A 25,728-nucleotide genomic window follows, 5' to 3' on the forward strand; every position below is an offset into this window, starting at 1 on the left:
AGGTCCGTGCAGCGGACTACACCGCAATCGGAGCCTTGATGCTGGATTCCGCGACGTAATCTACAAGACGGAAATCGTCATATTTGAAGGCGAACAGATCAGTCACGTCCGGATTGATCTGCATTTGCGGCAGAGGACCGGGTCGTCTCGTCAACTGCAATTTCGCCTGTTCAAAATGATTGGCATAGAGGTGCGCATCGCCGAGTGTGTGCACGAAATCGCCAGGCTGCAGCCCTGTTACCTGTGCCACCATCATGGTCAGCAGGGCATAGGACGCGATGTTGAACGGCACTCCGAGGAAGATATCCGCCGAGCGCTGGTAAAGCTGGCAGGATAGTTTTCCATCGGCCACGTAGAACTGGAACAGGCAATGGCAGGGAGGCAGCGCCATTTCGTCGACGAGCGCCGGATTCCACGCCGAAACGATCAAACGCCTTGAATATGGATTCTTGCGTATCGCATTGACCACATTGGCGATCTGGTCGATATGCCTGCCATCAGGAGCCGGCCAGGACCGCCACTGATAGCCGTAAACCGGGCCAAGATCACCGTTCTCGTCTGCCCACTCATCCCAGATGGTAACGCCGTTTTCCTTCAGATAGGCGATGTTGGTATCGCCAGCCAAAAACCACAGCAGCTCGTGGATGATGGATTTCAAATGCAGCTTTTTCGTCGTCAGCATGGGAAATCCCGCTGCGAGATCGAAACGCATCTGATAGCCGAAAACGGAACGCGTGCCAGTGCCTGTCCGGTCGCCGCGATCGGCACCCGTATCCAGCACGTGTTGAAGGAGATCGAGATATGTGCGCATGGCTTCTCTTAGCAGATTCAGTTAAGCGAAGCACTACGGCTTATGGATGATCCACAGTGGTAGTTCGAAGTCTCACACATAAAAAATCCCCGGTTTTGGCCGGGGATGATTCGTTTGACGGCAGGCAACTTTCAGAGGCCGCCGAGAGCGTCGAGCGCCTTTGCTGTCAGGTAGTAGAAGGTGACGCGGCTCTTGGTGTTGTCCGCCTTCATGGCCGAGCAAACAGACTCAATCGCAGCGTCTGCCTTGGCGACATCGGTGATGCCGAGCTTCTTTTCGACCCAATTGGTGCGGACGCGCTTCAATTCGTCCGGATCGGTGCAAGAAACCAGAGATGAATCCCTGTTGCGCAGAGCAATTCCGAGATGTTTGACGATTTTCGCAACTGTCGCCTCATCGGCAGCTGCATCGTAATGACGTACATCTTTTAGATAGTCACTCATGAAAAATCCCCTGATTGCTAGGTGCAATGCCCGGCATTGCAACCTCCCTGACAATTAAGACACCGCACAAACTGGCAGATGCATGAGGCGATGACTCATTAGACACCTCGAAACATTCCCCAGCATCCGTTCCAAGTCAATCCACTCTTTCAATTCGACAAAACAGGCCCTATATAAGTCCTGCTGGCTTCGGTCAGCTATGGTGATAAACGGACGATGCAATAAGCCCATTGGACCCGGGGGCAGTACCCGGCGCCTCCACCACAATGCAGCTGATATCGCTGCCTTGTGGCGGGGGCGAAACAGGATCGACAAGGGTGTAAAGATCGCTCTTTTGCCCGGCATTGTACCACCGTTATCGGGCTAACTCAGTAGTTGCAAACGACAACTATGCGGAAGCACGTCTCGCCGCTTAATGCGGTGCGATAGCTTCAAATCAAGTCCTAGGGGTTCGCACTTCTAGGCGGGGTTCGGAGGCACCTGGCAACAGAAGCCTCCACTTTCCCCTCTCCTTTTTCTGTTTTCAGACCCGCCATTCGTTGAGATTGGCTGCTCGCAATCAAAAACATTGCTTGACGCGACTAGTGATGTGGCGTACCAAACCAATAAGTTAAATAACCGAATGGTTCAATGCCAAAAATGACACCCGATCGATTAGACCATATCTTCTCCGCCCTGGCCGACCCGACACGCAGGGCAATCCTGGCGCGGCTAGCGCTCGGCACAACTTCAGTTTCAGAACTGGCTGAACCCTTCCAGATGTCCGGCCCTGCCGTCACCAAGCACCTCAAGGTCCTGGAACGGGCCGGCCTCATCATCCGCGGGCGAGAAGCCCAGTTCAGGCCATGCACCCTCGATGCAGCACCGTTGAAGGAAGCGACTGACTGGCTGGAGCGCTACCGGCGCTTCTGGGAGGAGAGTTTCGATCGCCTAGAGGAATATTTGCAGGAAGTGCAAACCAATGGAGAGAAAGATGTCCGAGGCAGCTCACGTGACAAATGAAACCGCCGGCCGCGTCCTGACCATCAAGCGTTTGTTCAACGCGCCACCCGCCTTCGTGTTTGATGCATTTACCGATCCAAAGCGCATGCTGCAGTGGCTGGGCCCGCGCGACTACCCGGCGAGCTATGTGGAAGCGGACCTGCGGGTTGGCGGCAAATGGCGCGCTTGCCTCGACTCCGCTGCCACCGGCGAAAAGCTCTGGCATGGCGGCGTCTACCAGAAGATCGTGCCTGGCAGGCACCTTGCCTTCACCTTCGCCTGGGATCAGGAGAACGGTACCGCCGGTCTGGAAACCTTGGTCGACATCACCTTCGAGCGGCAGCACGACAAGACCCTGATGACGTTCCGTCAGAGCATCTTCGATACGTCTGAAAATTGCCGCTGCCATGGGCAGGGCTGGAACAGCGCCTTCGACCGCCTCGAGGAACTGCTAGCGCAGGACTAACCGCGAAGTGTGTCAGCATTCCCATTGAGGATCCGCAACAGGAGGAAGCCATGCAACATGAGATCGCATCACGGGACGAATGGTTGAAGGCGCGGACCGCGCTGCTGGCCAGAGAAAAGGCCTTCACCAAGGCCCAGGAAGAAATGAGCGCACAGCGGCGGGCCCTGCCTTGGGTCAAGATCGACAAGGAATACGTCTTCGACAGCCGGTCGGGAAAAGTGACACTTGCCGAACTGTTCGACGGCCGCAGCCAGCTTTTCATCAAACACTTCATGATGGGGCCTGGCCAGGAGCAGCAATGCGTTGGCTGCTCGCTTGAGGTTGACCATGTCGAGGGTCTACTGGCTCACCTGGAAAACCACGACGTCTCTTATGTAGCGGTCGCCCGGGCACCGATCGGCGAGATCGAGGCATTGCGCAAGGCCATGGGCTGGCGCTTCCCCTGGGTCTCTTCCTTCCACAGCGACTTCAACTATGACTTCAACGTATCCTTTACGCCGAAGGAAATGGCGGAAGAGCAGGCGTTCTATAATTACGAGTACATGGACACCGGCCTCGAAGACCTTTCTGGCGACAGCGTGTTTTACAAGGACAAGGACGGTCAGATATTCCACACTATTCGGCATTTAATCGCGGTGGCGAGCAATTCCTCGGGATCTACGGCTATCTCGACGTCATGCCCAAGGGCCGCAATGAACCCGGGCCGCACCATAACCTCGTAGACTGGGCCCGCCCATGGACGATGTATGGCAAGGGCGGCACTGTCGCCAACACTGGCCGATATCACGCATCCGGCTGCGCCTGTGGCGCACACGCGGCTGAGTGATGTGCTGTGCTATTGGAGCCTTGCTCCTCGCCCTCATCACCGCATGGCGAACAGGGTCGAGGACCCTGTTCGCCTGGCTGCCGGGCGCGCGGACATCCATCGGCTTTGGTGCCGCTGCCATCGCTCTGGTCGCAGGTTCAGTTATAATGGTTGAGCATGTCTCGCATTATGCCGCCCGCGCGCAAGCCAGCGGGCGGGCAGTTTTTGCCGAGTTTATATCTCAACCGATCTGCGGCGGCAGAACTGCAAATTAAAGGGCCCGGAACAACGTCCCGGGCCCTTCTCTTGGTATCTGACGGAGGATCAGATTTTTACTCGGCAGCAGCTTCCGCCTCGATGACACGCCGGCAGCCGATCGTTGCCTGTGTGAGTATGAAGGCACCCACAGCGCACAGCGCAATGCCAGCTGCCATGGGCAAGGCCGTACCGTCAAAGAACAGGCTGGCAATCACCATGGCAATGGCTGAGGTCACAAAGTGCAATGTGCCCATCAATGCCGAAGCGGTACCGGCAATCTCGCCGTGATCTTCAAGCGCAAGCACTGCCGACGTGGGGATGACCAGTCCGAGGAAACCGTAGCCAACGAACAGGAATACCGCCATCACCGGCAGCTGGTTGAAGCCCAGCCCCATCACGACAACCATCGCCGCCATTGTCAGCGAGAATGCTGTCACGGCCAGACGCATCACGCGGATCAGGCCGAACCTGTCGCCGAGCCAACCGGTCAACTGCGACACCGTGAAGAACGAAACCGCATTGATCGAGAAGGCCATGCTGTATTGGGTCGGCGTCAGGCCATAGTGATCGATCAACACGAACGGCGAGTTCGCCAGATAGACCAGAAAGCTTGAAATACCGAGGCCACCGATGAAGGTCAGCGTCAGGAAGTTGCGGTCGCCGAGCAGAAGGCGATAGGCAGCCATGGCGCTTCCAAGACCGCTTTCCGCGCGGGCATCCCGTGGACGGGTTTCCTTTAGCTGTGTCGAAAGCAGGATCAAGCCGATGAAGGCAGCAATCATCACTGCCCAGAACACGCCACGCCAGCCGTAGAATTCAATGACGGCGCTGCCCGTGAGCGGAGCAAGAATGGGCGAGATGCTGAAGACAAGCATCAGCAACGACATCAGCCGCGCTGCCTGCACGCCCGTATGCATATCCCGAACGATAGCGCGCGGAATAACCATGCCTGCCGCACCACCGATGCCCTGGAGAAAGCGGAAAGCGATCAGGGTCTCGATATCGCTTGCCAGAGCACAACCGATACTGGCCAGCGCGAACAGGCCAATCCCGATATAGAGCGGCGCCTTGCGGCCCCACATATCGGACATCGGCCCATAAAACAGCTGGAAGATCGCGAATGAAATGAAGAAGGCCAACAGGCTCAACTGCACGACATGATTCTCCGCGCTCAATTCCTTGCCAATCGAAGGCATGGCCGGGAGATACATGTCGATCGCGAAGGGCCCGATCGCAGTCAGGAGACCAAGGATGAGGGCAGTACGAAAGAAGGAGCTCGTCATGATGAACGTCTTTCAGGAAACTGTAGCGCAGCCGAATTGCCTCAGCGCCACATTGCTCTCAGGAGAGGTTGATATCGGGGTCGTCAGGTGGAGCGCACGGGCTTGGGAGGACTGTGCTCTCGCTTAAAAAGCCGTGTCAAAGATTTTGGACACAGATGTCAATTTAGACACCATTGTCTAAAACGTCAACACGCATTATCTTGGCTGTATGAAAAATCGCTATGAACCAGCTCTCAGGGCAACAGGCCACACTCAACGCGGCCAATGTGCAAAACGCCTTTCGATACTCGACGCCGCTGCGCACGTGTTTTGCCGAGAGGGATTTTCTGGGGCGAGTATAGATGAGATAGCCGTAGCGGCCTGCGTTTCACGCCAGACTATATACAATCATTATCGTGAAAAGGAAACGCTCTTCACCGCCGTTGTCGAAGACGTCATGGATCGCGCCAATGCCATGCTTTACTCGATATTGGCGACGTTTCCGGACAAATCCGATAACATTGAAGATGACTTGACTGCCTTCGCCGTGCGCTTGAGCAAAAATTGCCTCTGCAACCAGGACGGAAAGTTCCTGCGCAAGCTCGTGCAGTCGGAAGGCGAACGCTATCCGCATCTCTTTGAAGCATGGCGTCAACATGGCCCGGGCAAGATCAGCTCGGCCCTCGGCGCACTCTTTTCGCGGCTGTGCCACAAAGGCGTTTTGCAAATTGACGATTTCGATCTCGCCGCCCGCCAGTTTCTGGCGCTCGTGAATGCAGACTTGCAGATGATCAGTCTTTTTGGCGGAACCCCAACCGATGAGGAACTGGAGAGCGCAGCGCGCAATGCAGTTCAAACATTCCTGCGTGCCTACGGCAAGCCAGCAGGAACGAGTATTGCTCAACCGCCATCACTTGCCGTTGTTAGCTAGGATCGGGACTCGAATCCTGGACGAAGATTGTCCCCGCGAACCAACGTCAGAATTGCCTTAGAAGTGAATTGGATTACGCCTTCCGACCTTCCCGGGGGCGTGGACAACACTTAATTTAAACATGCGGCTGACAAGCAGTCGCAATTGCGTTAGCCATGCGCCATAATGATTGAATGACGGTTGCCATCTCCGCTTGACAGGGAGGGGTGAATCCATGGGATAAGAATGCATGCCACAAGATATGATCCGCTACGATATACTTGCCCAGGAAGCGCTACGCGGCGTGATCCGCAAAGTGCTTGGCGAAGTCGCCAAGGCAGGTCTTCCGGGCAATCATCATTTCTTTGTCACCTTCCTCACAGGTGCGCCTGGCGTTCGCATCTCGACCCGCTTGCATGAAAAATATCCGGAGCAGATGACCATCGTCCTCCAGCATCAATTCTGGGATCTTCAGGTCACGGATACATTGTTTGAGGTTGGGCTCTCCTTCGGCGACGTGCCGGAACGGCTTGTTGTTCCCTTCTCTGCGATTCGCGGCTTCTACGATCCGTCAGTGAATTTCGAACTCGAGTTCGACGTAGAGGTGGAAGAGACTGTCGGCGACAACGACCAGGGGATCACGAGCATTGCGCCGGCCCAGTCGATAGACAAGCCGAAAGTGGCAACACCGAGCGCCAAGCCGAAGCCACCTGTCAAAGCTGCAAAGAAGCCCGTGAAGCCCGGTGAGAAGCCTGACGCCGCATCGGATGAAAGTGGCGAAAAATCATCCGCTTCTGTCGTGTCGCTGGATTCCTTCCGTAAGAAGAAATAGCCCGCGATGGCCGAAATCATCAATCTTCGACTGGCCAAGAAGCGGAAGTCAAAAGACGTGAAAGACAAGACCGCAGAGCAAAACCGCATTCTGTCCGGCCGCACCAAGGCTGAAAAACAGTTTGAGCGCAATGCCAAACGAAAGTCGGCGCGCTTTCTTGACGATAATCGCCTCGAACGGAGCGATGCACAGAAGACCACAGAATCCGATACGGACGGCAAGTGAGCCTCGTTCGCAAACGATCTGTCACCATCCACGGACATCGCACCAGTTTCTCGCTCGAGGATGCGTTCTACGACATCATAGCGTCTATTGCCGAGAGCCGGAGTATTCCCTTGGCAAGTCTCATTGCAGAGATCGATGAGAACCGCGACCGCAATGCCAATCTTTCGTCAGCGTTGCGGATCTATGCCCTCGATTGGGCAAGAAACAACACCAGCAATCGCTCATAGGTCCTGATTTTGATTCATGAATCGACCACGGGAATATTAAGCTGGAAGCAATCGAAAAAATTTTTCCGCAATGTCGGAACGGCAAGTTCTCATACGTCTTTCAGATAGTGCAAACCGCGATGAAAGGGAAAGCGATGCCTGCCAAACAGAAGATCACCCCCTGCCTTTGGTTCGATGGAAACGCCGAAGAGGCAATGGATTTTTACATGTCCATTTTCGAGGACAGCAAAATTCTTAATAAGATGAACTGGGGAAAAGAGGGGGGTGCCAAGGAAGGCTCGCTGCTCGTCGCCACGTTCCAGCTAGCAGGTCAGGAATATATCGCTTTGAATGGCGGCCCGGAATTCAAATTTACCGAGGGTATTTCGCTCTCCATTGATTGTGATACACAGGAAGAAGTGGATAGCCTGACCGAAAAACTGACGGCCGGTGGCGGGGAAGTTCGCCCCTGCAGTTGGGTTAAGGACAAATTCGGCCTGTCATGGCAGATCGTTCCTACTATTCTTCCCGAAATGCTGCGGGACAAGGACCAGGCGAAAGCCGACCGTGTCATGGCAGCGATGATGAAGATGTATAAAATCGATATCCAGAAACTCAAAGAGGCCTACAACGGCTAATAGAGCAATTGCAGTCCGCATTGGTCTTCCCACAGCGGGAGGCCAATGCTCGCCCGGCTACTGGATATTGGGTTCCAGGGACTTGGGTTCGAGCGTCTTCAGGAATTCGTCAACGGATTGCTTGTTGATGGTTCCTGCCCCTGGTGAGGGCGTTGCCGTTCCTCCCTGGTCCGGCTGCGGCGTCGCGGGCTGCGATTGTTCGAGTGCTTTTGCGGCAGCATCTTCAGCCGCCTTCTTCTCGGCTGCGGCGCGCTCTTCTGCTGCGCGCTTTTCCGCTTCGGCACGCTCAGCCGCTTCGCGCGCTTCCTGCTCCGCCTTGAGTCTGGCCTCCTCGGCCAGACGAACGCGCTCGTCCGCGCGTGCCTGATAGAGTTGCGTCTCGCGGCGCAATCGTTGCTTCTCGACAAGCGCCGCCTGCAATGTTTCGACCCGCTGTTGCTCCCGCTCCAGCGCCCGCTGGGTCAAGAATTGTTCAAGCGGCTGGCGGTTTAAGGCCAGTTTCGGATTATCCCACGGACCATTCAGCGTGAATTCGATAACAGGATCTGCTCCTGCCACCACTGCCGTGCCAGGATCGAAGGCAATGCGCCCCTGCGAGGCAACCGTCATATTCGGAAAATTCAATCGAAGGTCGGCAGCCAGCGTTGCACCATCGCTCCCGAGTTGAAATGTCGAGGTCCGCGCCATGCCGCCAGCAATCGTAAAGGCGAATTCTGCAGCACCCGCCTTAAACGTGCCGGCATGCAGATATTTTCCGATTGTCCCGTTCAGCAACGCGGGTGTCACGGGACCTTCCATTGCATCAGCGTCGGCCAAAATTGGTTTCAGGGCCGCCGGGTTGATCGCACTGATCGTAAGATCGCTGGCAGAGACCACCCCCGAACCTGCAACGGATTCCATCATCTCCGCAACCGAGGTGCCGGTCGCGTTGACGGACGCGGTAATTTTGGCCTTTCCCTTGAGGGGCGGCTCGCCTTCTGCTGGTTTGTAAAGCGCATCCAAAGCCGTTTGATCCAAGGTGAACTGACCGGTCGCAAGGCCCGTGCCGCTGGTATTGCGCAGTTCGAACATGCCATCGAAACGACCGCCCAACAGATCGCCCTTCGCCTCGTCCAGGCGCAGCGCACCGTCTTTCAAAGCAGCATTGGTCTGAAACTGGCTGATAGGGCCGAGCACGCCGGCGTCGGCCTCATCAGCGGTCACTTTCACATTGAAGCTTACTGGAAATAGCGGCGCAGCCGCAAAAACCTGTTTGGGCCATGGCGTCCGGCCATCGCCATCCAGTGCATCTCCACCAAGCACGAATTGTGCAACAGACGGAAGATCAAGCCTGGCAAGTTTCACGTCACCTTGAACAACCGGCACATCGTTCTCGATTGCCAGTCCCAGGCGCCCGCTCACCTTTGTGCCGCTCAACTGCCCGCTCAAATCAGGAAGCGTGAGCCTGCCTTTCGCTAGTTGAAAACTGCTGGCTAAATCGGCAGGCATGCCGTTGCCAAATCCGGGCAGAGAATAGCCGGCCGTTGCGAGGTATCCTTCTAGATCGCCGGTCTTGATGGAAGCCCGCCCCTCGCCGGTCAAGCCATCACCCGCATCACGGAAACCACCGTCGACGAGCGCCTGGCCGTCCGTCGCCTTCAGGGAGAGTTGGGTCTGCAGTCCCTCTTTCTCATTGCCTTTCAGCGCAAGATCAGCCTCGAGTTCTCCGGCGAGGCCGAGCGGCAAGGACGGAAGACCGATCAACGCCATCAGTGTTTCGGCTTGCCCGCTCCGCGCGTTCATGGTCAGTTCGAGCGTACGCAACTTGTCCGTGTTTTTCGTGGTTGTTCCGGACAGCGTTATATCCATCCCGCCGGTTTTACCGGCCGCGCTCAGCGAAAATTCATCGGTTCCGGCCTTTGCACGCAAAGTGTTGGCAAGGACGGTGAGTTGCGTTTCCTGGAATAATCCGGGGAAATTGGCCGCATGCTCGTTCAGAGCCTTGATAAACGGAAAATCCGGGATCCGCGTCGCAAGAGCCGAGATAAACGGGGCCAGGTCGTCCGCCAAGATCGTCGAATCAATGGAACCGGTGGGGTCGGCCTTGAACGGATCAAGCTTCCCGGTCGCAGTGATGGTCGCGCCGGCAACATTGCCGATTGTCAGCCGGTCAATATCGAAAACACCATCGCGCAGGCGGAAAGCCGTATCCAGCGATTCTGCGACCAATCCATCGTGGGTGACCGGACCCGCCTTCAAATGCACGTCGAGGTCCTGACCCTGCAATTGCGGTGAACGGCCGGCCGCTGGATTCGCAGGATTGCCAAAGATTGCGGCAAAGGCCGCGAGTGCATCGGCATCAAGCGCCCCGCCCTCAAGTGTCAGTTGCGTCAGTGGCAAAGATTCACCCTTGGCACTTCTTACCAGCGAACCTTTGAGCGATGAACCACCCAGCGCCAACTCCAAATTGTCGACCTTCTGCAACTCATCGCGCAGGCTGACATCGCCGGAGAAGCCCGCGCCCGGCAGCCGCCGGATGGACTCATCGACAGAATCCGTGAGCCATGCTGCCAAACCGGAGGGCTGACGTGAGGCGACGAGCAGCTTTCCATCAAAACCGAAGTCCGTGCCAACCTGCAATACACCATTGGCCTCGAACTGCGTCCGGCCAGGCAATTCCGCCTTGAGCTGATTGATCGTCCATCCGTTTTCAGAAGGCGCGGCATCGATCGCCACGGAGCGGATCGTCGTGTCGCCGGCAACGATCGCCGGAAGTTTGAGGTCGATTGTGCCCGGAATCGTCGGTATCGGCAGTTGATCCATCAGGCGCCGGAAGACGCCAAGTCGCGCTGCAGCCGTTACAGCTCTCGCCTTCGTACCGTTGGCTTGTTCCTTGCCATTATCGAACGTGACTTGCTGGCCATCGGCCCTGACCTCAAAACGCGGATCGCTGCCATAGTCGAACAGCGCGTTGCCATTGACGACATAGGGGTCGTCGGGAGCACCCTGCTCCATGCGAAATTCAGGAATATTGATTTTTCCATGATCCGCCTCAAAACGTCCGGTCACGCGCAGACTTGAGAGCAGCGGCTTCTCCACCTGATCGACTGCTTTGGTTCCGGCGCTGGCAACGAGTTCATCGGCCGAACGAATGGCGATGCTGCCGGCATATTTCAGTGCTCCCCCGTTCAGGGTTACATCGCCATCAGTTTCGAGCGCTCCTGGAACCCCATCAGGAATGATCCGCGTGCGCAATTTCAGCGTCCCGTCCGGTTTCACTTCTCCAGTGGCAGCGGATATGGCCGTTTTCTCGCCGTTGAACAGCAATGTTCCATCGAATTTCCAAGGCCCGGAAAGGTCCGCGGCTGATAACGTCGCATCCAGCTCCGTGATCGTGCGGGTCGTCGCGGTTGATGCATCGCGAATGACAACCGAGCCATCGGTAATGCGCATGTCCTCGAGCCGCACCTTCGCCGACCGGAAGGGAACATGCGGGCGGATTGCCCAATCGACAACGCCATCCTTGTCGATCGCGACTGACACGATCGGCGCCTCAAGCCGCATGTCGAAGATCAGGATTTGACCACGAATGAACGGCGCGAGCTCCGCATCCATGGAAAACCTGTCGATCGTCATGACCGGCTCGGTGCCTGGATCACCGACCTTCACGTCGGAAAACGTCACCGACGGGAACGGCAGGAGCCGCGCGCTGGCACTGCCCGCGACAGTGACGGGGCGCCCGAGCAAGGCGGAGGCCTCCCGTTCGAATGAGGACCGGTAGCCTGCCCAGTCGACAAAATAGGGCACGACCAGTGCCGCTGTCAGCACCAGGACCAACAAACCACCGATGAAAACAAATAGCCGTGCCAGTATCTTACTCCAATCAATGTGCGCCGGGCACCATAACGGCCGGTTTTTGGCGACGAGAAGACATGATCGTCTTACTCATTGATTTGCAACGCTGAGACAATGGTTTAGCGCCTGGAATCAATGTGCGAACCTATAACCGTAAGATCTTGCCAGGATTCATTATATTTCCCGGATCGATTGCCCGCTTGATGGACTCCATGACATCCACTGCGCCACCGAGCTCGGCCCGGAGAAACTTGATCTTGCCTTGACCGATGCCGTGTTCACCGGTGCAAGTCCCGTCCATGGCGATGGCCCGCAGATTGAGGCGCTCCACAAACGCTTCCACTTTTTGGATCTCGTCCGGGTCCTTTTCGTCGAACAGGACGAGCACATGAAAATTGCCGTCACCGGCGTGACCGACGATTGGTGCAATCAGACCGCTCTTTTCAATGTCCTTCTCCGTTGCGACGATGCATTCGGCAAGCCGGGAAATCGGCACGCAGACATCCGTCGAAAGCGATTGTTTTCCCGGTGCAAGGGTCATGCAGGCAAAGTAGGAATTGTGCCGCGCCGACCAAAGCTTCTCGCGCTCTTCGGCATTGGCTGTCCATTTGAACTCGCCGCCGCCATTGCTAGCCGCGATCTCGCCGAAAAACTCGGCCTGTTCCGCCACACCCGTTTCACTGCCGTGGAACTCCACGAACAGATAGGGAGCCGGTTCGTAATCGAGCTTGGAATAGGCGATCATCGCCTGCATCTCAAGCTGATTGACCAGCTCGATACGCGCAACAGGTATGCCCATCTGGATCGTTTCGATCACCGTGTTGCAAGCGCTTTCAAGGTCTGGAAACGCGCAGATACCACCTGAAATTGCCTGAGGAATACCATAGAGCTTCAGTGTCAGTTCGGTGATGATACCGAGCGTCCCTTCCGAGCCGACCAGCAGACGCGTCAGATCATATCCCGCCGATGTCTTCTTGACCCGCTTCGACGTGGTAATCAGGCGGCCATCGGGCATGACCGCCTTCAGCGCCAGGACGTTCTCGCGCATTGTGCCATAGCGCACGGCATTCGTCCCCGATGCACGGGTTGCGGCCATGCCGCCAAGACTGGCATTGGCACCCGGATCGATGGGGAAGAACAGACCGGTATCGCGCAGATATTCGTTGAGTTCCTTGCGGGTTACGCCCGGTTCGATGACGACATTCAGGTCTTCGCTATAAACCTTGAGAATGCGGTTCATGCGCGAAAGATCGACCGAGATGCCGCCGGCTGGCGCGTTGACGTGACCTTCCAGCGAAGTGCCCGTCCCGAAGGGAATGACCGGCACCTGCCACTCGCTGCAAAGCCGCACGACTTCTTGAACATCCTCCACGGATTCAGCGAAAACGACCAGATCGGGCGCCTGATTTGGAACATAGCTCGTGGTATGGGCGTGCTGCTCGCGGATCGACTTCCCGGTCTGCGCGTTGTCACCGAAGCGTTTCTTGAGGATGGATACGACAGTCGCAATCCCATTCTCGTTGCGCAACAATGCTCCTGCGTCTGCCAATGCCATTCCAGTTTCCACCCTTCCGAGTCATCATCGTTTTTTGCACGCGCATTTTCAGGGAATGCACGCGACTTGTCCAGTTGTAACTCTGTGTGATGGTCAACGGCCCAGGCTGGACGTTAATCCTCGTCCTCATCGTCCTCGCCGGGCTGCCAATCGGTAACGGCGACGAAGCGCTCCTGCTCGCCTGTCTTCTCGAAAACGCTGCCAACGGGGGAATCAAGCAGCGGTATGATGCTTGGGTCGTAGTTGGCGATGGTATTGACGTCGAAGATGCCGCTGTTTTCCGGATCTTCCATATAATCATCGCTCTCGAAGCCGGAGAGAAAACGCCAGCCGCTATCCAGCGGATTGTCCGGGTCCTCACGGTACATGAAACGCACCGGATAGCCATCGATCGTGATCGTATCCGTTGCGATACAGCCGCCATAGTTCCGGATAAGAGGCCGTATCTCGTCCTTGGTGAGTCGGTAGCTTTTCTCCATAACCAATTTTAGTTGATCGTCATGGACTTGGCTAGCTTGCGGAACCGTTCGGAATATTTGTCCTTCTCGGTGTCGCGCACAATCAGGATTGCACGGACATAGCGGCTCGGCTCAAACCGGGCGATTTGCGCAACATACAGCCCATCGCCGCTTGCCGCATCCTTGGCGCCGCCATCGATCTCGACCCACTCGGCTCCGTCAGCCTCAGCGCTTGTTTCATTGTCCGACCGCACATCCTTGATCCCCGTCAAGGACGCAAATGCCTGTTTGGCAAAGTCCATCCGAGCTGAAGGTTCCGGAGCAGCGTTGAGATTCGAGGCAATGACGATCATTGGCTGGGACGAATTGGCTGCGACGTCGTTGGGACCGTCGGTCAGGAGATAGGTTGCGCCTGCGATAACGCGTACCGGGCGGAAGCCGGCCTGGTCCGCGACCTTGAAGGGTAGCGCAGCGATTTGCTCTTCCAAACTGGGCGGCGTTCGTATCGCGATCGATCGCAGGGCTGTGTCCACATCCGCGTCCGACAATCCGCCCGCTACACCTTCGGGGATTTGTACCGTAACCATGGCCGTCGTGGATTTCGCGCCTATGAGAACGATCCATTTGCGGTATTTGACCCCTGCCGCGACCTGACTGCCGCGAATAAGCTTCGAAACCACAGCGCCTTCGACAGGCCAGTTTTCAGGAGGTGCGGCGGCTTCGATCCCGGTTTCGCGCAGGCCTTCCGGATTGAACTTCGCGGCGATCGTCGCATAGGCCTCGACGGGCATTTCCGTAACGACGATGGACGTCCCCTTCGCGGGGTCCTCAAACCCGCTGAAATTGGACGACGCTACCAGACCTGCCGGCGGAACAAGTCCTACGCTTGATCCGCCCGGAAAAACCGCATCCTGTGCAAAACTCGATTGAACACTGACGAGAATGAACAAGAGCAGGCTCAGAGAAAGGGTAAAGATTCGCATCGGCGCAGTCCTTCTCGCATTTACAGCACAGAGGTAGTAGCCGCAGAGCGATCCGGCAAGCGATTGGTTTCTCGTTTGTTTTTTATCGCGACTAGCTCAGGTTCTTCTTGAAAAACTCCACCGTGCGGCCCCATGCAAGGTCAGCCGCGTTCTTGTCGTATCGGGCTTCGGATGTATCATTGTTAAAAGCGTGGTTCGCACCTTCGTAGACGAAGATTTCGAAGGTCTTGTCATTTTCCTCCAGTGCTTTCTTGTACGCGTCGATCCCCGCGTTGATACGGGTGTCCAGCCCTGCATACTGCAGCAGCAATGGTGCCTTGATCTTCGCAACATCCTCCGGTTTCGCCTGGCGACCGTAATAGGCGACGCCTGCCCCAAGATCTGGCGCGTTGACGGCCAGATCATTGACCATTCCACCACCCCAGCAGAAGCCGACGGCTCCGACCTTTCCGTTGGTCGACTTGTCTTTCTTGAGATATTCGATCGTTGCCACGCCTTCGGCAATTGCCGTTTTTGAGTCTAGCGCGCCGATCATTTCGCGAGCTTTCTCTTCATCGGATGGAGTTCCACCCGCCGATGAAAGCAAATCCGGCGCCAATGCGATAAACCCTTCGAGCGCCAAACGCCGGCCAACGTCGCGAATATGATCGTTCAGGCCACGATTTTCGTGAATGACAATCACCGCGGGAAGCTTTCCGGATGCATCAGCCGGGTTCACCCTGTAACCCTTGATGTCACCCGAAGGACCAGGAAAGACAATATCCTTTGTCCGAAGCCGGCTGTCGTCCGCAGCGACAATCGCTGCCCGGGCAGAATTCGCCGCCAGCATCGGAGCGATGATGGCGGCGGCGGCGCCGGACCCAGCAAGTTTGGTCAGTTTGTCCATGAAGGAGCGGCGGTCGAGCGTCAGATGGGTGTATTCATCATAGGCTTCGACCATCGCCTGCGAGATTCTCGGGGTTTTCGTCGGCTCGTTCATAATTGCCTCCTCCGATGAAATAGTGGACGAGGCGCTGGCTCGTTTCGCGTCAACCCTTGAGGCGATGCGAAAGGATACCGGTGGAAAGGGCAACGCCAAGTCCGGTGATCACTGCTGCCTTAATTTCCCAGACACTGACCGGCTCGTCAAGGAATATGGAACCACCGAAGGCAGCAAGGACAGGTGTCAGGGCACTGAACGCGGCAGCCTGGCTACCACCAAGGGAACGGACGGCAATACCGTAGGCCAACATGGCGGCCAATCCCGACAAAACACCCTGGCTGAGGAACTGCAGGCCGATCTCAGGCAACGGAACCTCGAAGATCGTTGTGCCGAAGGCAAGTGCAAGTCCGGCGTGGATGATGAATGACCATACGGCAATCAGCGCTCCACCCTGCAATGCAGTCAAGCCGGAACGCTTGAATGCATGAGTATAGCCCGCCCAGAGGAGCGCACCCAACGGCAGGAAGACGAAGCTGATCCAGGAGATTTCATGTCTGCCGAGAGCCAGCGCCAGCAGGATGACAAGACCGGCGACAATCGCGGCCAGGCCGAGGCAGCGCATGACATCAGGCCGCTCACCAAACAGTAGAACGCCGATCAGCGCGGCTGCCAGCGGCATTGACCCGCCCAGCAGAACGCCCACAGCCGCTGCCGGCGTAGAATGGATCGCAAAGGTTGTGAACTGGAAGAACACAGCACCGGCACCACAAACCATGATCGCCAGCAGAACCAGCGGAACATCACGCGGGACGAGACCGGTCCTGAGCCAGACCGGCGCAAGGACAAGCGCGGGCACGCCGTAGCGGATCAACCCGAGATCGATGGTGCCCAGATGTGTCCCGCTGCTGTGACGGGTAGCGATGATCCATGTTGCCCAAATGAAGACGGTCACCAGCGCTCCAGCATAGCCCGCCCCGATCGAATTTGACTTCTTGTAGTCCTGAGCAAGAGCAACCATCGGCGTAACCTCCAAAACTGCCCGAAAGATTTCGGTTGAGGTCACCATACTCCTGATGACATGAGCATGTCCTTGCAAGTTCATGCTATCTCAACTACTATTCTAGCAATATTAGAGAATATTTCAGGTGCATACAGGTGGAAAATGCCAAAACTTGACAATTTCGATATTGGCATCCTCGAAGCACTGCAGGAAGATGCCAGGGCGACGAATGTTGAGATTGCGGAACGGGTAAACCTCTCGCCTTCACCCTGTTTGCGCCGCATTCGCAACCTGGAGAAGACGGGCGTCATCCGAGGTTACCGGGCAGATATCGATCGCAAGGAAGTTGGCCTTGGACTGACGGTGTTCGTTGAGATCAAGGTCGGCCAGCACAGCAAGGAGAATTCCGAATTGCAGCAAGCCGCCCTCCTGGCCATGCCGGAAGTGACCGCTGCGTTTCTCATCTCGGGAACGGCGGATTTCCTGGCCGAAGTGGTAGTCGAAGACCTCAGCGCCTATGAGCGGTTCCTGACGGAAAAACTGCTCGTTCTTCCAGCCGTTTCCGACATACGCTCCAATTTTGCCATCCGCACAGTCAAGGCCGCGAGCCCGCTGAAACTGCCAGCGCCGAAATGAACCGGCGCTGGCCAGTATCGCCTATTCTGAGAATGAGATGCGGTTGCTGAAGGGATCGATGACCATCAATTCCCGTCCCCAATCCTGCTGCTCAATACCAGGCTTCATGAAGCGGTAGTTTTTCGAATGGAGTTCCTTGTGTAGCGCGTCGATTCCCTTGATGCGTACGAACACCCGCGCGCCCGGGCTGGCGTCACCGGAATGCTCGCTCAGATGCAGCGTCAGGCCAGACCGGGAAACCTGACAGTAAAGCGGGAAGTTGTCACCGAAACGATGTTCCCAATCGAGCGTGAAGCCGAGAAAGTCGAGATAGAATTCCTTGGCCTTCGCGACGTCGAATATCCGTAGAATAGGGTTGGCCGGCCCGAAAGATACGGGTTCCTTCCCGGTCAATGCTCCCGTATCGATTTTCGCCGCAAGCACATTCCAGTTGTCGAAGCCGAATCCGGAGGCGACAAGTTCCAGACCTTCACTGTGGGTAATTTCGATATTCTTGTGCTTGAGTGCCTGCCGAAGCGATTTGGCAATCGCCTTGGCGTCATTGAATGTACGCATCGTCAATCCTTCGCGTCTGATGAACGAGGAAAGTCAGTGCCCGCATTGCCGACCCGTTCATCATTCAAAGGATAAAACGAAGCTTCAATCGATACATTCACCTTGGCCCTGAGGACCGCGGGCGGCTGGCTGCATCTGCCACCGCAATGGATATTCGCCGTTCAAGCCGCCGTCAAGTCAACTTGATAAGTTCACTCAAGATATCCTCCCGGGAGCCCTGACCCTGGAGGTTTTCTGAACTCTGCCAATGCTCAATTTGGCAAGGTGTAGGCGATGACATAGTCCCCTGGTTTCGTGCCGACCGAACCATGACCGCCAGCAACCATGACCACGTACTGCTTGCCATTCTCCAAGGCGAACGACATCGGCGTAGACTGACCGCCAGCTGGAAGACGTGCTTGCCAAAGCTGCTTGCCGCTCGTCACATCATAGGCGCGGAGATAATCATCCACCGCCGCGCCGAGGAAGGCAACGCCACTTGCTGTGACCATCGGACCGCCGATACCAGGAACGCCGACTTTGAACGGCAAGGGTATCGGCGACGAGTCCCGCACGGTACCGTTCCGGTGCATATAGGTGATCTTCCCAGTACGCAGATCCGCACCCGCAACATATCCCCAAGGCGGCGCCTGGCAAGGCAGACCAAGCGGCGACACAAAGGGCCCCATGACAACCGCATAAGGTGCGCCTTCATTGCGGTTGAGGCCCTGTTCGCTGGCCTTCTTATTGTCCGGCGGCGGGACCTCTGCACGGGGGATCAGTCTGGAGGTGAAGGCGAGATAGGTCGGCATGCCGAACATCACCTGGCGCCCCGGATCGACAGCAACCGCTCCCCAGTTGAATACGCCGAAGTTACCTGGATAGATCAATGATCCTTGCAGGGACGGCGGTGTATAGCGCCCCTCGTAACGCAGCTTGAGGAACTCGATGCGGCAGGCAAGCTGATCGAACATCGAAACGCCCCACATATCCTTGCCGGTCAATGGCTCCGGCATGAAGGTGAGGCCCGAAACCGGCTGCGTCGGCGCGGTGAAGTCGCCTTCTATAGCGCCGGTCGGCGCCGGCACTTCCTCGATCGGCAGGATCGGCTCGCCGGTCCGGCGGTTGAGAACATAGATATCACCCTGCTTTGTCGGTCCGACCAAGGCGGGAACAGCGCCGGTCGCAGTGTTGATATCAAGCAGGGTCGGCTGCGCCGGCACATCCATGTCCCAGAGGTCATGGTGAACCGTCTGACGTACCCACCGCATCTGGCCGGAATTCAGATCGAGCGCGACGATCGATGATGAAAACTTCTCGACATTTTCGGAACGCCCTGCGCCAAGCTGATCCGGCGTCTGGTTCCCGAGCGGCACATAGAGCAGTCCGAGCTTTTCATCGGCACTAGAAACCGACCAGCTGTTGGGTGAATTGTGCGTGTAGGTCTGGCCTTCCGGCAGCGGCGTCGTTACATCGGGATTGCCGGAATCCCAATTCCAGATCAGTGCACCAGTGTTGATATCGAAGGCCCGAATGACACCGGACTGCTCATGGATCGAGTAATTGTCGTTGACCGCTCCCCCGACAATAATCTTGCCTGCAGCGATCACTGGCGGCGATGTCGAATAGTAGTAGCCGGCCGGGTTGTAGGGCATGCCGGTTTCGAGATGCAGCATGCCCTTGTCACCAAAGGACGGACAGATCTGGCCATTGGCAGCATCGAGCGCAATCAGACGTGCATCCGACGTTGGAAGATAGATCCTTTCGGCGCAGGGTTGTCCGGCAGTTAGCGTCGGGTCCGCATAATAAGAAACGCCGCGGCACGTCTGGTGCTGGCGATCGGGATTCAGACCCACATTGGGATCATATTTCCACTTTTCCTTGCCGGTAGCCGCGTCCAGCGCAATCGCCCAATTGTGCGGGGTACATAAATAAAGCGTGTCACGCACCTTCAGCGGTGTCACCTGATAGGTGGTTTCTCCTACATCGTCTGGCAGCTTCACGTCGCCAGTCTGGTACTGCCATGCAACCTGCAATGTATTGACGTTTTCCGGCGTGATCTGCTTGAGCGGTGAATAGCGCTGGCCATAGGGCGTGCGGCCATATTGATGCCAGTCACCCTCCGGCACGTTACCGCCGAGATCCGGTTCGGGAGCAATGACCTCTTTGCTCAGTTCCCCGACGATCTGCTGAGGATCCTGCGTCATCGAATACCCGGCAACCCCAAGCGCCGCGAGCACCGCGACAGCCAGCGGAATTGCCGGACCCCATGCCGACGGCGCCCTGTCTTCTTCCTCATTCAGTCCACGGCGCACCCACGGGGTCAGCAGCCAGAGCCCGAGCAGCATGATGACGCCGCCGCGCGGCGCAAGCTGCCACCAGTCGAACCCGATCTCCCAGATTGCCCAGCCGAGCGTGCCGACGACCAGTATCGCATAGACCAACATCGCAGAGCTGCGCTTGCGGAACAGAAGTACGCACGTAATCAGGAAGGCAATTGCGGCCAGGATGTAGTACCAGCTGCCACCAAGTATCGCCAGCCAGACACCACCGACACCAAGGGCCGCACCGATGAGGAAGAATATGAGAGCCGTCAGAGTGATTGCCATGGGTCAAGAGTCCTTTTCCAAGCTCAATCAGTATCTTATGGAACTGTGACATGCGGCTGCGAACGCGCCGGCGGCTGCCAGAGTCTGTCTGATCAAATGGGTAGGCTCTAAATCCGGGGGACGCAATATCGGCGGGCGAATATTCAACTGCAAGTTTCAGGGGAATACGCCCGCCCTAGATTGGCCGTTCTCTTTTTGTATCGCTTTTAAACTGGTTTTTCGGAGCCGAATCACTACATTGGGAGCAAATGTCCGGATTGCCCGACGATATTCCTTTTTTTGATGAACCTGATCTGCCAAGGCAGCCCTCGGGCATAGCCGCGCGCGCCATGCAGGCCCGCGGCGCCCCGCCCTATTTGGCGGGCCTTAATCCAGAACAGCGACTTGCAGTTGAAACGACTGAAGGGCCGGTTCTCGTTCTGGCTGGCGCTGGCACGGGCAAGACCCGCGTCCTGACATCCCGGATTGCGCATATCCTGTCGCTCGGCAAGGCCTGGCCAAGCCAGATTCTGGCCGTCACCTTCACCAACAAGGCCGCACGCGAGATGAAGGAGCGTATCGGCGTTCTGGTCGGCGGGGCCGTGGAAGGCATGCCGTGGCTCGGCACTTTCCACTCCATCGGCGTCAAGCTTTTGCGCCGGCACGCGGAACTGGTCGGCCTGAAGTCCGATTTCACCATTCTCGACACGGATGACGTCGTCCGCCTGATCAAGCAGATCATCCAGGCAGAAGGCCTCGACGACAAACGCTGGCCTGCCAAGCAGTTTGCGCTCATGATCGACGGCTGGAAGAACAAGGGGCTCGGCCCTTCGGAAATACCGGAGGGAGATGCGCGCGCCTTTGCCAATGGCAAGGGTCGGGAACTCTATACCGCATATCAGAACCGGCTGAAGACGCTGAACGCCTGCGATTTCGGCGACCTGCTCTGTCATCCCATACGGATGTTCCGCGCCTATCCGGATGTGCTGAAAGAATATCACGCCAAGTTTCGCTATATCCTCGTCGACGAGTATCAGGACACCAACACGGCGCAATATATGTGGCTGCGTCTGATCGCGCAGGGGTCGAAGAATGTCTGCTGTGTTGGCGATGATGACCAGTCGATTTACGGCTGGCGCGGCGCGGAGGTGGACAATATCCTGCGGTTCGAGAAGGATTTTCCCGGTGCGGTCGTCATCCGGCTGGAGCGTAATTATCGCTCGACAGCGCATATTCTCGGCACCGCCTCTTTCCTCATCTCGCACAATGAGGGGCGGCTCGGTAAAACCCTGTTCACCGATGCGGCCAATCCCGAAGACGCCAAGGTCAATGTGCATGCGGCGTGGGACAGCGAAGAGGAAGCCCGTGCCGTCGGCGAGGAGATCGAACAGGCCCAGCGCAGGGGTCACAATCTCAACGACATGGCGATACTGGTGCGCGCCTCGTTCCAGATGCGCGAGTTCGAAGACCGTTTCGTCACGCTCGGGCTGAATTACCGGGTCGTTGGCGGCCCGCGGTTTTATGAACGTCTCGAAATCCGTGACGCTCTGGCCTATTTCCGCGTTGTAGCTCAAGGGGCGGACGACCTGGCACTCGAACGCATCATCAACACGCCCAAGCGCGGCCTTGGCGAAGCGGCCATCCGCCAAGTGCATGATTATGCCCGGGCCCGCGACATCAGCATGCTCGACGCGGCAACCGACCTCATCGAAACGGAAGAGCTCAAGCCAAAGCCGCGTTCCGCGCTACGCGAGGTGGTGGAAAACTTCAGGCGCTGGCAGTCCCAGATCGAGTCCACGCCGCACACAGAACTGGCCGAAAAGATCCTCGACGAATCCGGCTACACGGCAATGTGGCAGGCAGACCGGTCGGCGGAAGCGCCGGGGCGTCTGGAAAACCTGAAGGAATTGATCCGCTCCATGGAGGAGTATGAGTCGCTGCGCTCGTTCCTCGAGCACGTCGCGCTGGTCATGGATGCGGAGCAGAACGAAAACCTCGATGCAGTCAACATCATGACGCTGCACTCGGCCAAAGGTCTTGAATTCGAGACCGTGTTTCTTCCCGGCTGGGAAGAGGGTCTTTTCCCGCACCAGCGTTCGCTGGATGAAGGCGGCCGATCGGGTCTCGAGGAAGAACGGCGTCTCGCCTATGTCGGCCTGACCCGCGCCAAGAAGAATTTGCACATCTGGTTCGTCTCCAATCGGCGCATTCATGGCCTCTGGCAATCCACCATCCCTTCCCGCTTCCTTGAGGAACTGCCCGAAGCGCATGTGGAAGTTGTGTCGACAGGCGATTCCTATGGGGGTTACGGCGGCCGGGGCGGCTACGGCCAATCGCGGTTCGATCGCGCCGATCCTTTCGAGAACAGCTATTCGACACCAGGCTGGCAGCGCGCCCAGCAGCACCGCTCCGATGCAACCCGCAACAACTGGGGCTCACGCTCCGGCGCGCGCGTCGAGCGCATCGGTTATGGCGAAACGGATTCAGGCCACGGTGCCGGGCGCGGCTCGGTCAAGGGCCGTACCATCGACGGCGAACTGGTGGCCAAATCTGTCAGTGAAACACCATCGAATTTCGACGTCGGCGATCGCGTGTTCCACATTAAATTCGGCAATGGCAATGTTTCGTCGATCGAAGGCAACAAACTGACGATCGATTTCGACAAGGCCGGCCAGAAACGGGTGCTGGATAGTTTCGTGAAGGGCATTTGAGCGAATTGCTCACCGGTCCTCCTTACCCCTCAAACAAGCAGTCTCCATGCACCCAGCCGGAAAAATCCGGCTTCTCGTCCTTCGCCAGAACCGACACATAACGCCACTTGCTTCGTTCGAGACAACCTTTGTCCCATCGGGCAACGGCGTTGGCCTGACTAACGCGAACGAGGCTCCGGCGCCGCAGCGGATGTTCAGGCCGCTGCTTGAACGGACCACCGTGATCGCGCCGCCATTTTCGGCCTTTCCCCGTACTTTTGCCTTGAATGCCTCCATGTCCCAGGCAGGACCCGGGTCGGACTTGCGGCCGGGCGCGATATCGTCGTGGCCGACGATGTCTTCGATGGCGTATTCAGCGCAAATCGCGCGTGCGGCGGCAACCTCTGCCTCAAGCTGAGCAGGTGTGTAGACTTCCCAACCACAATCCGGCATCCCGAATTTGTGGCGTGCCTCGATTACCTTCGAGCCGTCAACTGCAGCCCCGGTCCAAGAAATCCAGCCATCGGCAGCCTTGTTGATCGGCCCCCAGTTTTCGATCTCGATACCGATTGCATCCGTGTTCAATCCCGAAAACCGCGCGCCGCTTTTGTCGGTCCATTGGCTCTTACCCGCGTGCCAGGCGACAACATTGAACGGAACGCACTGAGTCACCGAACCATCGCGGCGGACAACGAGATGCGCCGAAACATTGGCTGTCTCCTGGGAAAAGTACCTCGCAATGTCAGCATCCGGGCCGCTGGCGGTATAGTGGATAACAAGGAATTTGGGCTTCAACTCACCGCCAATATTGGGCGATCCGACGAACTTCACATTAGAAGAGCCAGCTCGAAGTCTATGATTCTTTACGCGAAAGGTCATAATCAAACCTTTGAAAAGTTTGATCTATTCTGCATCAGAGAAAGCGGGATTGAAATTGGCCAATAGTATGACATGCCGTCCGTAGATAAACGGCACCTGCTACGCGGATTGCCGGAAACCCTATTCGGGCTTGCCCTTTGCCCAAGTGACGTTGCCAGCAAACAGCGGAATCGTCGAAATCGATGTCTTTGCCGAACCGTCCTGGACCTGGCTGGCATGAGCAAGATAGATCAGTGAATTGTTCGGCTTGTCATAGATCCGCGTGATGATGAGTTTCTTCCAGATCAGGCTCGTCCGTTCGGAGAACACGCGCTCTCCACCCTCATCCAACTCGATATCATCGATCGTGATCGGGCCGGTCTGCTGGCAGGAAATAGAGGCATTCGAAGGATCTTCGAACCAGTTGCCCTTCTGCAGCCTGTCGATCACGCCACGCGAAAACGAGGCGAGATGACAGGTAACTCCCTGCACTTTCGGATCAGTGACGGCATCGATGATAATGTCATTGCCGAACCAGTCGACGCCAACCTTGCCCACCTCTTCCGCCTGTGCAGGCAGGATTGCAGCGCCTAGAAAGGCAAGGCCAGCCAGAATACGCTTCATCAAAAATCTCCTGGGGTTGGTTACAGGTGCCAGAAACAGTTGGATACTCCGCCGGGAGATTGCAAGCCGCGTTTCATCCCGCTCCTCGCGTTTCCCATTTCGCCAGAAAATTCTCGATGCTGAGCGACTGGATGTCGGGGATGGCTTCGAAAATCGTGGCAGATGGCCAATCCCACCATTCAAGTTGGAGCAGGCGGGCGGTAACGTCGTCCGAGAAACGCGGGCGGATCAATCGCGCAGGATTGCCTGCGACGATGGTGTAGGGCGCGACGTCCCTTGTAACCACCGCATTCGCCCCGATGACGGCCCCGTGCCCGATCTTGACGGCTGGCATGATAACCGCGCCATGGCCGATCCACACGTCATGGCCAATGTTGACCCGCTTGGCTTGCCGCCGCGCGCGAAAGGCATTGTCGATGCCTTGGTAGCGAAAGAATTCGTTCGGCCGATAGCTGATCTTGTGTGTGGTCAGCCGCTCCATCGGGTGTTCAAGAGCATTGATGCGCACATTCGACGCAATTGAGCAGAAGCGGCCGATATCGGCATAGATGCCCTCGCTGTGACGCTCGAAATAGGTGAAATCACCCGCCGTTACGTCGCGCAAAATAACACGCTCCCCGACTTCGGCGTATTTGCCGAGTTTGACGCCCTTCAGCTGCGCGCTCGGGTGGATGCGTGGCTGGTCGTTCTGGAAGCGGAGATCGTCAGTATCAGCCATCGTATTCTCAAAAAAAGTTCGGGCAATTCTTTTGCATAAAAAGAAACGGCATGGCAATTCACACGATGAAAACGACGCCGCTCATACCCGTTCCCTGGCTATCGATCCTGCTAAATGCGCACTAACCTAGATACCTTCTCGGGTCGTCACGCCCATGAATGCGCCTTTGGCGTTGTAACGGCACACGAACTTCTTGATACCCTCGCTGCCCCGGTCGACCTCCCCGTCGATCGTCAAACCGTAAGCTTGCTTTACCGGCGGATTGATCTTCACGTTTTGAGGCCGGGTTCCATAGATTCCGGCAACCTCGCCAAGGCAATTGGCAGGCTGATTGACCTTCCTCAAAGTTGCGCCCTTTGTGGTCAATGTGACTGGTGGTGCTTCAAAGATGGTATCCGGTGCTATCATCGGCGTCCCGCTCACTTTCGCCATTGTGCAGCCGCCAAGCACAATCGTGGCGGCAACAACCGCCAAACCAATGTTTCGCATTT

24 protein-coding genes, 1 other RNA gene and 1 pseudogene are annotated in these 25,728 nt (G+C 57.0%); 11 read left to right on the forward strand and 15 right to left on the reverse strand.

Going from position 1 to position 25,728, the window contains the following annotated elements:
• Positions 1–16: 16 nt before the first annotated feature.
• On the reverse strand, positions 17–811 hold the full coding sequence (locus CU102_RS06470) for a thymidylate synthase (RefSeq protein WP_106710198.1): 795 nt from the start codon (positions 809–811) through the stop codon (positions 17–19).
• Between the two features lie 131 nt (positions 812–942).
• The gene (locus CU102_RS06475) at positions 943–1,254 is read right to left on the reverse strand and encodes a DUF2853 family protein (RefSeq protein ID WP_106710199.1); all 312 of its coding nucleotides are present in this window, start codon (positions 1,252–1,254) and stop codon (positions 943–945) included.
• Positions 1,255–1,397: 143 nt separating this feature from the next.
• Here CU102_RS06475 and ssrA point away from each other — a divergent pair.
• From ssrA to CU102_RS06495, 4 genes and pseudogenes are all read left to right on the forward strand, one after another.
• Positions 1,398–1,755: a transfer-messenger RNA gene (gene ssrA, locus CU102_RS06480) on the forward strand.
• A 138-nt stretch (positions 1,756–1,893) separates the two neighbouring features.
• Positions 1,894–2,256 carry an ArsR/SmtB family transcription factor gene (locus tag CU102_RS06485; protein WP_106710200.1) on the forward strand — a complete coding sequence of 121 codons (363 nt, stop codon included), beginning with the start codon at positions 1,894–1,896 and terminating at the stop codon, positions 2,254–2,256.
• On the forward strand, positions 2,228–2,701 hold the full coding sequence (locus CU102_RS06490) for an SRPBCC family protein (RefSeq protein WP_106710201.1): 474 nt from the start codon (positions 2,228–2,230) through the stop codon (positions 2,699–2,701). The genes CU102_RS06485 and CU102_RS06490 overlap by 29 nt, the downstream gene beginning before the upstream one ends.
• A gap of 50 nt (positions 2,702–2,751) precedes the next feature.
• A pseudogene (locus CU102_RS06495) lies at positions 2,752–3,527 on the forward strand (DUF899 domain-containing protein).
• A gap of 311 nt (positions 3,528–3,838) precedes the next feature.
• On the opposite strand, the gene CU102_RS06505 reads toward CU102_RS06495, so the two are convergent.
• Complete coding sequence (locus tag CU102_RS06505; RefSeq protein ID WP_106710203.1) at positions 3,839–5,047, reverse strand: multidrug effflux MFS transporter; 1,209 nt, start codon at positions 5,045–5,047, stop codon at positions 3,839–3,841.
• Positions 5,048–5,255: 208 nt separating this feature from the next.
• Between CU102_RS06505 and CU102_RS06510 the strand changes: the two genes are divergently transcribed.
• The 5 genes from CU102_RS06510 to CU102_RS06530 all read left to right on the forward strand — a co-directional run bounded on the left by CU102_RS06510 (position 5,256) and on the right by CU102_RS06530 (position 7,837).
• On the forward strand, positions 5,256–5,957 hold the full coding sequence (locus CU102_RS06510) for a TetR/AcrR family transcriptional regulator (protein WP_106710204.1): 702 nt from the start codon (positions 5,256–5,258) through the stop codon (positions 5,955–5,957).
• Between the two features lie 229 nt (positions 5,958–6,186).
• On the forward strand, positions 6,187–6,768 hold the full coding sequence (locus tag CU102_RS06515; protein ID WP_106710205.1) for an SspB family protein: 582 nt from the start codon (positions 6,187–6,189) through the stop codon (positions 6,766–6,768).
• Positions 6,769–6,774: 6 nt separating this feature from the next.
• Entirely contained in the window at positions 6,775–6,993 is a 219-nt protein-coding gene (locus CU102_RS06520) for a DUF4169 family protein (protein ID WP_106710206.1), read from the forward strand.
• The gene (locus tag CU102_RS06525) at positions 6,990–7,220 is read left to right on the forward strand and encodes a ribbon-helix-helix domain-containing protein (protein ID WP_106710207.1); all 231 of its coding nucleotides are present in this window, start codon (positions 6,990–6,992) and stop codon (positions 7,218–7,220) included. Before CU102_RS06520 ends, CU102_RS06525 begins: the two co-directional genes overlap by 4 nt.
• Before the next feature lie 119 nt (positions 7,221–7,339).
• On the forward strand, positions 7,340–7,837 hold the full coding sequence (locus CU102_RS06530; protein ID WP_245425241.1) for a VOC family protein: 498 nt from the start codon (positions 7,340–7,342) through the stop codon (positions 7,835–7,837).
• Between the two features lie 57 nt (positions 7,838–7,894).
• Here the strand turns inward: CU102_RS06530 and CU102_RS06535 are convergent, their stop codons facing one another.
• The 6 genes from CU102_RS06535 to CU102_RS06560 form a co-directional block, all read right to left on the reverse strand.
• Positions 7,895–11,704, reverse strand: a complete 3,810-nt coding sequence (locus tag CU102_RS06535; RefSeq protein ID WP_342588741.1) for an AsmA family protein — start codon at positions 11,702–11,704, stop codon at positions 7,895–7,897.
• Positions 11,705–11,816: 112 nt separating this feature from the next.
• Positions 11,817–13,226, reverse strand: a complete 1,410-nt coding sequence (locus CU102_RS06540; RefSeq protein ID WP_106710209.1) for an FAD-binding oxidoreductase — start codon at positions 13,224–13,226, stop codon at positions 11,817–11,819.
• Between the two features lie 113 nt (positions 13,227–13,339).
• Positions 13,340–13,705 (reverse strand): DUF2185 domain-containing protein, encoded by a 366-nt coding sequence (locus CU102_RS06545; protein WP_106710210.1) that lies wholly within the window; start codon positions 13,703–13,705, stop codon positions 13,340–13,342.
• An 8-nt stretch (positions 13,706–13,713) separates the two neighbouring features.
• Positions 13,714–14,667 carry a hypothetical protein gene (locus tag CU102_RS06550; RefSeq protein WP_106710211.1) on the reverse strand — a complete coding sequence of 318 codons (954 nt, stop codon included), beginning with the start codon at positions 14,665–14,667 and terminating at the stop codon, positions 13,714–13,716.
• A gap of 91 nt (positions 14,668–14,758) precedes the next feature.
• Positions 14,759–15,646: a dienelactone hydrolase family protein gene (locus tag CU102_RS06555; RefSeq protein ID WP_106710212.1), complete on the reverse strand. Its 888-nt coding sequence runs from the start codon at positions 15,644–15,646 to the stop codon at positions 14,759–14,761.
• A gap of 49 nt (positions 15,647–15,695) precedes the next feature.
• Positions 15,696–16,607: a DMT family transporter gene (locus tag CU102_RS06560; RefSeq protein ID WP_106710343.1), complete on the reverse strand. Its 912-nt coding sequence runs from the start codon at positions 16,605–16,607 to the stop codon at positions 15,696–15,698.
• 144 nt (positions 16,608–16,751) lie between these two features.
• Between CU102_RS06560 and CU102_RS06565 the strand changes: the two genes are divergently transcribed.
• Complete coding sequence (locus CU102_RS06565) at positions 16,752–17,225, forward strand: Lrp/AsnC family transcriptional regulator (RefSeq protein WP_106710213.1); 474 nt, start codon at positions 16,752–16,754, stop codon at positions 17,223–17,225.
• Positions 17,226–17,246: 21 nt separating this feature from the next.
• On the opposite strand, the gene CU102_RS06570 is transcribed toward CU102_RS06565, so the two are convergent.
• Together CU102_RS06570 and CU102_RS06575 are read right to left on the reverse strand one after the other, a co-directional pair.
• On the reverse strand, positions 17,247–17,780 hold the full coding sequence (locus CU102_RS06570) for a glyoxalase superfamily protein (RefSeq protein ID WP_106710214.1): 534 nt from the start codon (positions 17,778–17,780) through the stop codon (positions 17,247–17,249).
• A 251-nt stretch (positions 17,781–18,031) separates the two neighbouring features.
• Positions 18,032–20,368: a glucose/quinate/shikimate family membrane-bound PQQ-dependent dehydrogenase gene (locus CU102_RS06575; RefSeq protein ID WP_106710215.1), complete on the reverse strand. Its 2,337-nt coding sequence runs from the start codon at positions 20,366–20,368 to the stop codon at positions 18,032–18,034.
• Positions 20,369–20,616: 248 nt separating this feature from the next.
• Between CU102_RS06575 and CU102_RS06580 the strand changes: the two genes are divergently transcribed.
• On the forward strand, positions 20,617–23,058 hold the full coding sequence (locus tag CU102_RS06580) for an ATP-dependent helicase (protein ID WP_106710216.1): 2,442 nt from the start codon (positions 20,617–20,619) through the stop codon (positions 23,056–23,058).
• A 9-nt stretch (positions 23,059–23,067) separates the two neighbouring features.
• Here the strand turns inward: CU102_RS06580 and CU102_RS06585 are convergent, their stop codons facing one another.
• From CU102_RS06585 to CU102_RS06600, 4 genes are all read right to left on the reverse strand, one after another.
• Positions 23,068–23,868, reverse strand: a complete 801-nt coding sequence (locus CU102_RS06585) for an N-acetylmuramoyl-L-alanine amidase (RefSeq protein WP_166648321.1) — start codon at positions 23,866–23,868, stop codon at positions 23,068–23,070.
• A gap of 168 nt (positions 23,869–24,036) precedes the next feature.
• Positions 24,037–24,519: a CreA family protein gene (locus CU102_RS06590; protein WP_106710218.1), complete on the reverse strand. Its 483-nt coding sequence runs from the start codon at positions 24,517–24,519 to the stop codon at positions 24,037–24,039.
• A gap of 73 nt (positions 24,520–24,592) precedes the next feature.
• Positions 24,593–25,237: an LbetaH domain-containing protein gene (locus CU102_RS06595; protein ID WP_106710219.1), complete on the reverse strand. Its 645-nt coding sequence runs from the start codon at positions 25,235–25,237 to the stop codon at positions 24,593–24,595.
• Positions 25,238–25,363: 126 nt separating this feature from the next.
• Positions 25,364–25,726, reverse strand: coding sequence for a hypothetical protein (locus tag CU102_RS06600; protein WP_106710220.1), 363 nt, complete (start codon positions 25,724–25,726; stop codon positions 25,364–25,366).
• Positions 25,727–25,728 lie beyond the last annotated feature (2 nt).

The sequence above is a fragment of the Phyllobacterium brassicacearum genome (genome assembly GCF_003010955.1).
In the GTDB taxonomy this organism is placed as follows: domain Bacteria; phylum Pseudomonadota; class Alphaproteobacteria; order Rhizobiales; family Rhizobiaceae; genus Phyllobacterium; species Phyllobacterium brassicacearum.

What these genes read in the sequence shown, in the direction of transcription:
- CU102_RS06470 (WP_106710198.1), bottom strand. Translation starts at nt 811, where the DNA reads ATGCGCACATATCTCGATCTCCTTCAACACGTGCTGGATACGGGTGCC.
- CU102_RS06475 (WP_106710199.1), bottom strand. Translation starts at nt 1,254, where the DNA reads ATGAGTGACTATCTAAAAGATGTACGTCATTACGATGCAGCTGCCGAT.
- CU102_RS06485 (WP_106710200.1), top strand. Translation starts at nt 1,894, where the DNA reads ATGACACCCGATCGATTAGACCATATCTTCTCCGCCCTGGCCGACCCG.
- CU102_RS06490 (WP_106710201.1), top strand. Translation starts at nt 2,228, where the DNA reads ATGTCCGAGGCAGCTCACGTGACAAATGAAACCGCCGGCCGCGTCCTG.
- CU102_RS06505 (WP_106710203.1), bottom strand. Translation starts at nt 5,047, where the DNA reads ATGACGAGCTCCTTCTTTCGTACTGCCCTCATCCTTGGTCTCCTGACT.
- CU102_RS06510 (WP_106710204.1), top strand. Translation starts at nt 5,256, where the DNA reads ATGAAAAATCGCTATGAACCAGCTCTCAGGGCAACAGGCCACACTCAA.
- CU102_RS06515 (WP_106710205.1), top strand. Translation starts at nt 6,187, where the DNA reads ATGCCACAAGATATGATCCGCTACGATATACTTGCCCAGGAAGCGCTA.
- CU102_RS06520 (WP_106710206.1), top strand. Translation starts at nt 6,775, where the DNA reads ATGGCCGAAATCATCAATCTTCGACTGGCCAAGAAGCGGAAGTCAAAA.
- CU102_RS06530 (WP_245425241.1), top strand. Translation starts at nt 7,340, where the DNA reads ATGAAAGGGAAAGCGATGCCTGCCAAACAGAAGATCACCCCCTGCCTT.
- CU102_RS06540 (WP_106710209.1), bottom strand. Translation starts at nt 13,226, where the DNA reads ATGGCATTGGCAGACGCAGGAGCATTGTTGCGCAACGAGAATGGGATT.
- CU102_RS06545 (WP_106710210.1), bottom strand. Translation starts at nt 13,705, where the DNA reads ATGGAGAAAAGCTACCGACTCACCAAGGACGAGATACGGCCTCTTATC.
- CU102_RS06550 (WP_106710211.1), bottom strand. Translation starts at nt 14,667, where the DNA reads ATGCGAATCTTTACCCTTTCTCTGAGCCTGCTCTTGTTCATTCTCGTC.
- CU102_RS06555 (WP_106710212.1), bottom strand. Translation starts at nt 15,646, where the DNA reads ATGAACGAGCCGACGAAAACCCCGAGAATCTCGCAGGCGATGGTCGAA.
- CU102_RS06560 (WP_106710343.1), bottom strand. Translation starts at nt 16,607, where the DNA reads ATGGTTGCTCTTGCTCAGGACTACAAGAAGTCAAATTCGATCGGGGCG.
- CU102_RS06565 (WP_106710213.1), top strand. Translation starts at nt 16,752, where the DNA reads ATGCCAAAACTTGACAATTTCGATATTGGCATCCTCGAAGCACTGCAG.
- CU102_RS06570 (WP_106710214.1), bottom strand. Translation starts at nt 17,780, where the DNA reads ATGCGTACATTCAATGACGCCAAGGCGATTGCCAAATCGCTTCGGCAG.
- CU102_RS06575 (WP_106710215.1), bottom strand. Translation starts at nt 20,368, where the DNA reads ATGGCAATCACTCTGACGGCTCTCATATTCTTCCTCATCGGTGCGGCC.
- CU102_RS06580 (WP_106710216.1), top strand. Translation starts at nt 20,617, where the DNA reads ATGTCCGGATTGCCCGACGATATTCCTTTTTTTGATGAACCTGATCTG.
- CU102_RS06590 (WP_106710218.1), bottom strand. Translation starts at nt 24,519, where the DNA reads ATGAAGCGTATTCTGGCTGGCCTTGCCTTTCTAGGCGCTGCAATCCTG.
- CU102_RS06595 (WP_106710219.1), bottom strand. Translation starts at nt 25,237, where the DNA reads ATGGCTGATACTGACGATCTCCGCTTCCAGAACGACCAGCCACGCATC.
- CU102_RS06600 (WP_106710220.1), bottom strand. Translation starts at nt 25,726, where the DNA reads ATGCGAAACATTGGTTTGGCGGTTGTTGCCGCCACGATTGTGCTTGGC.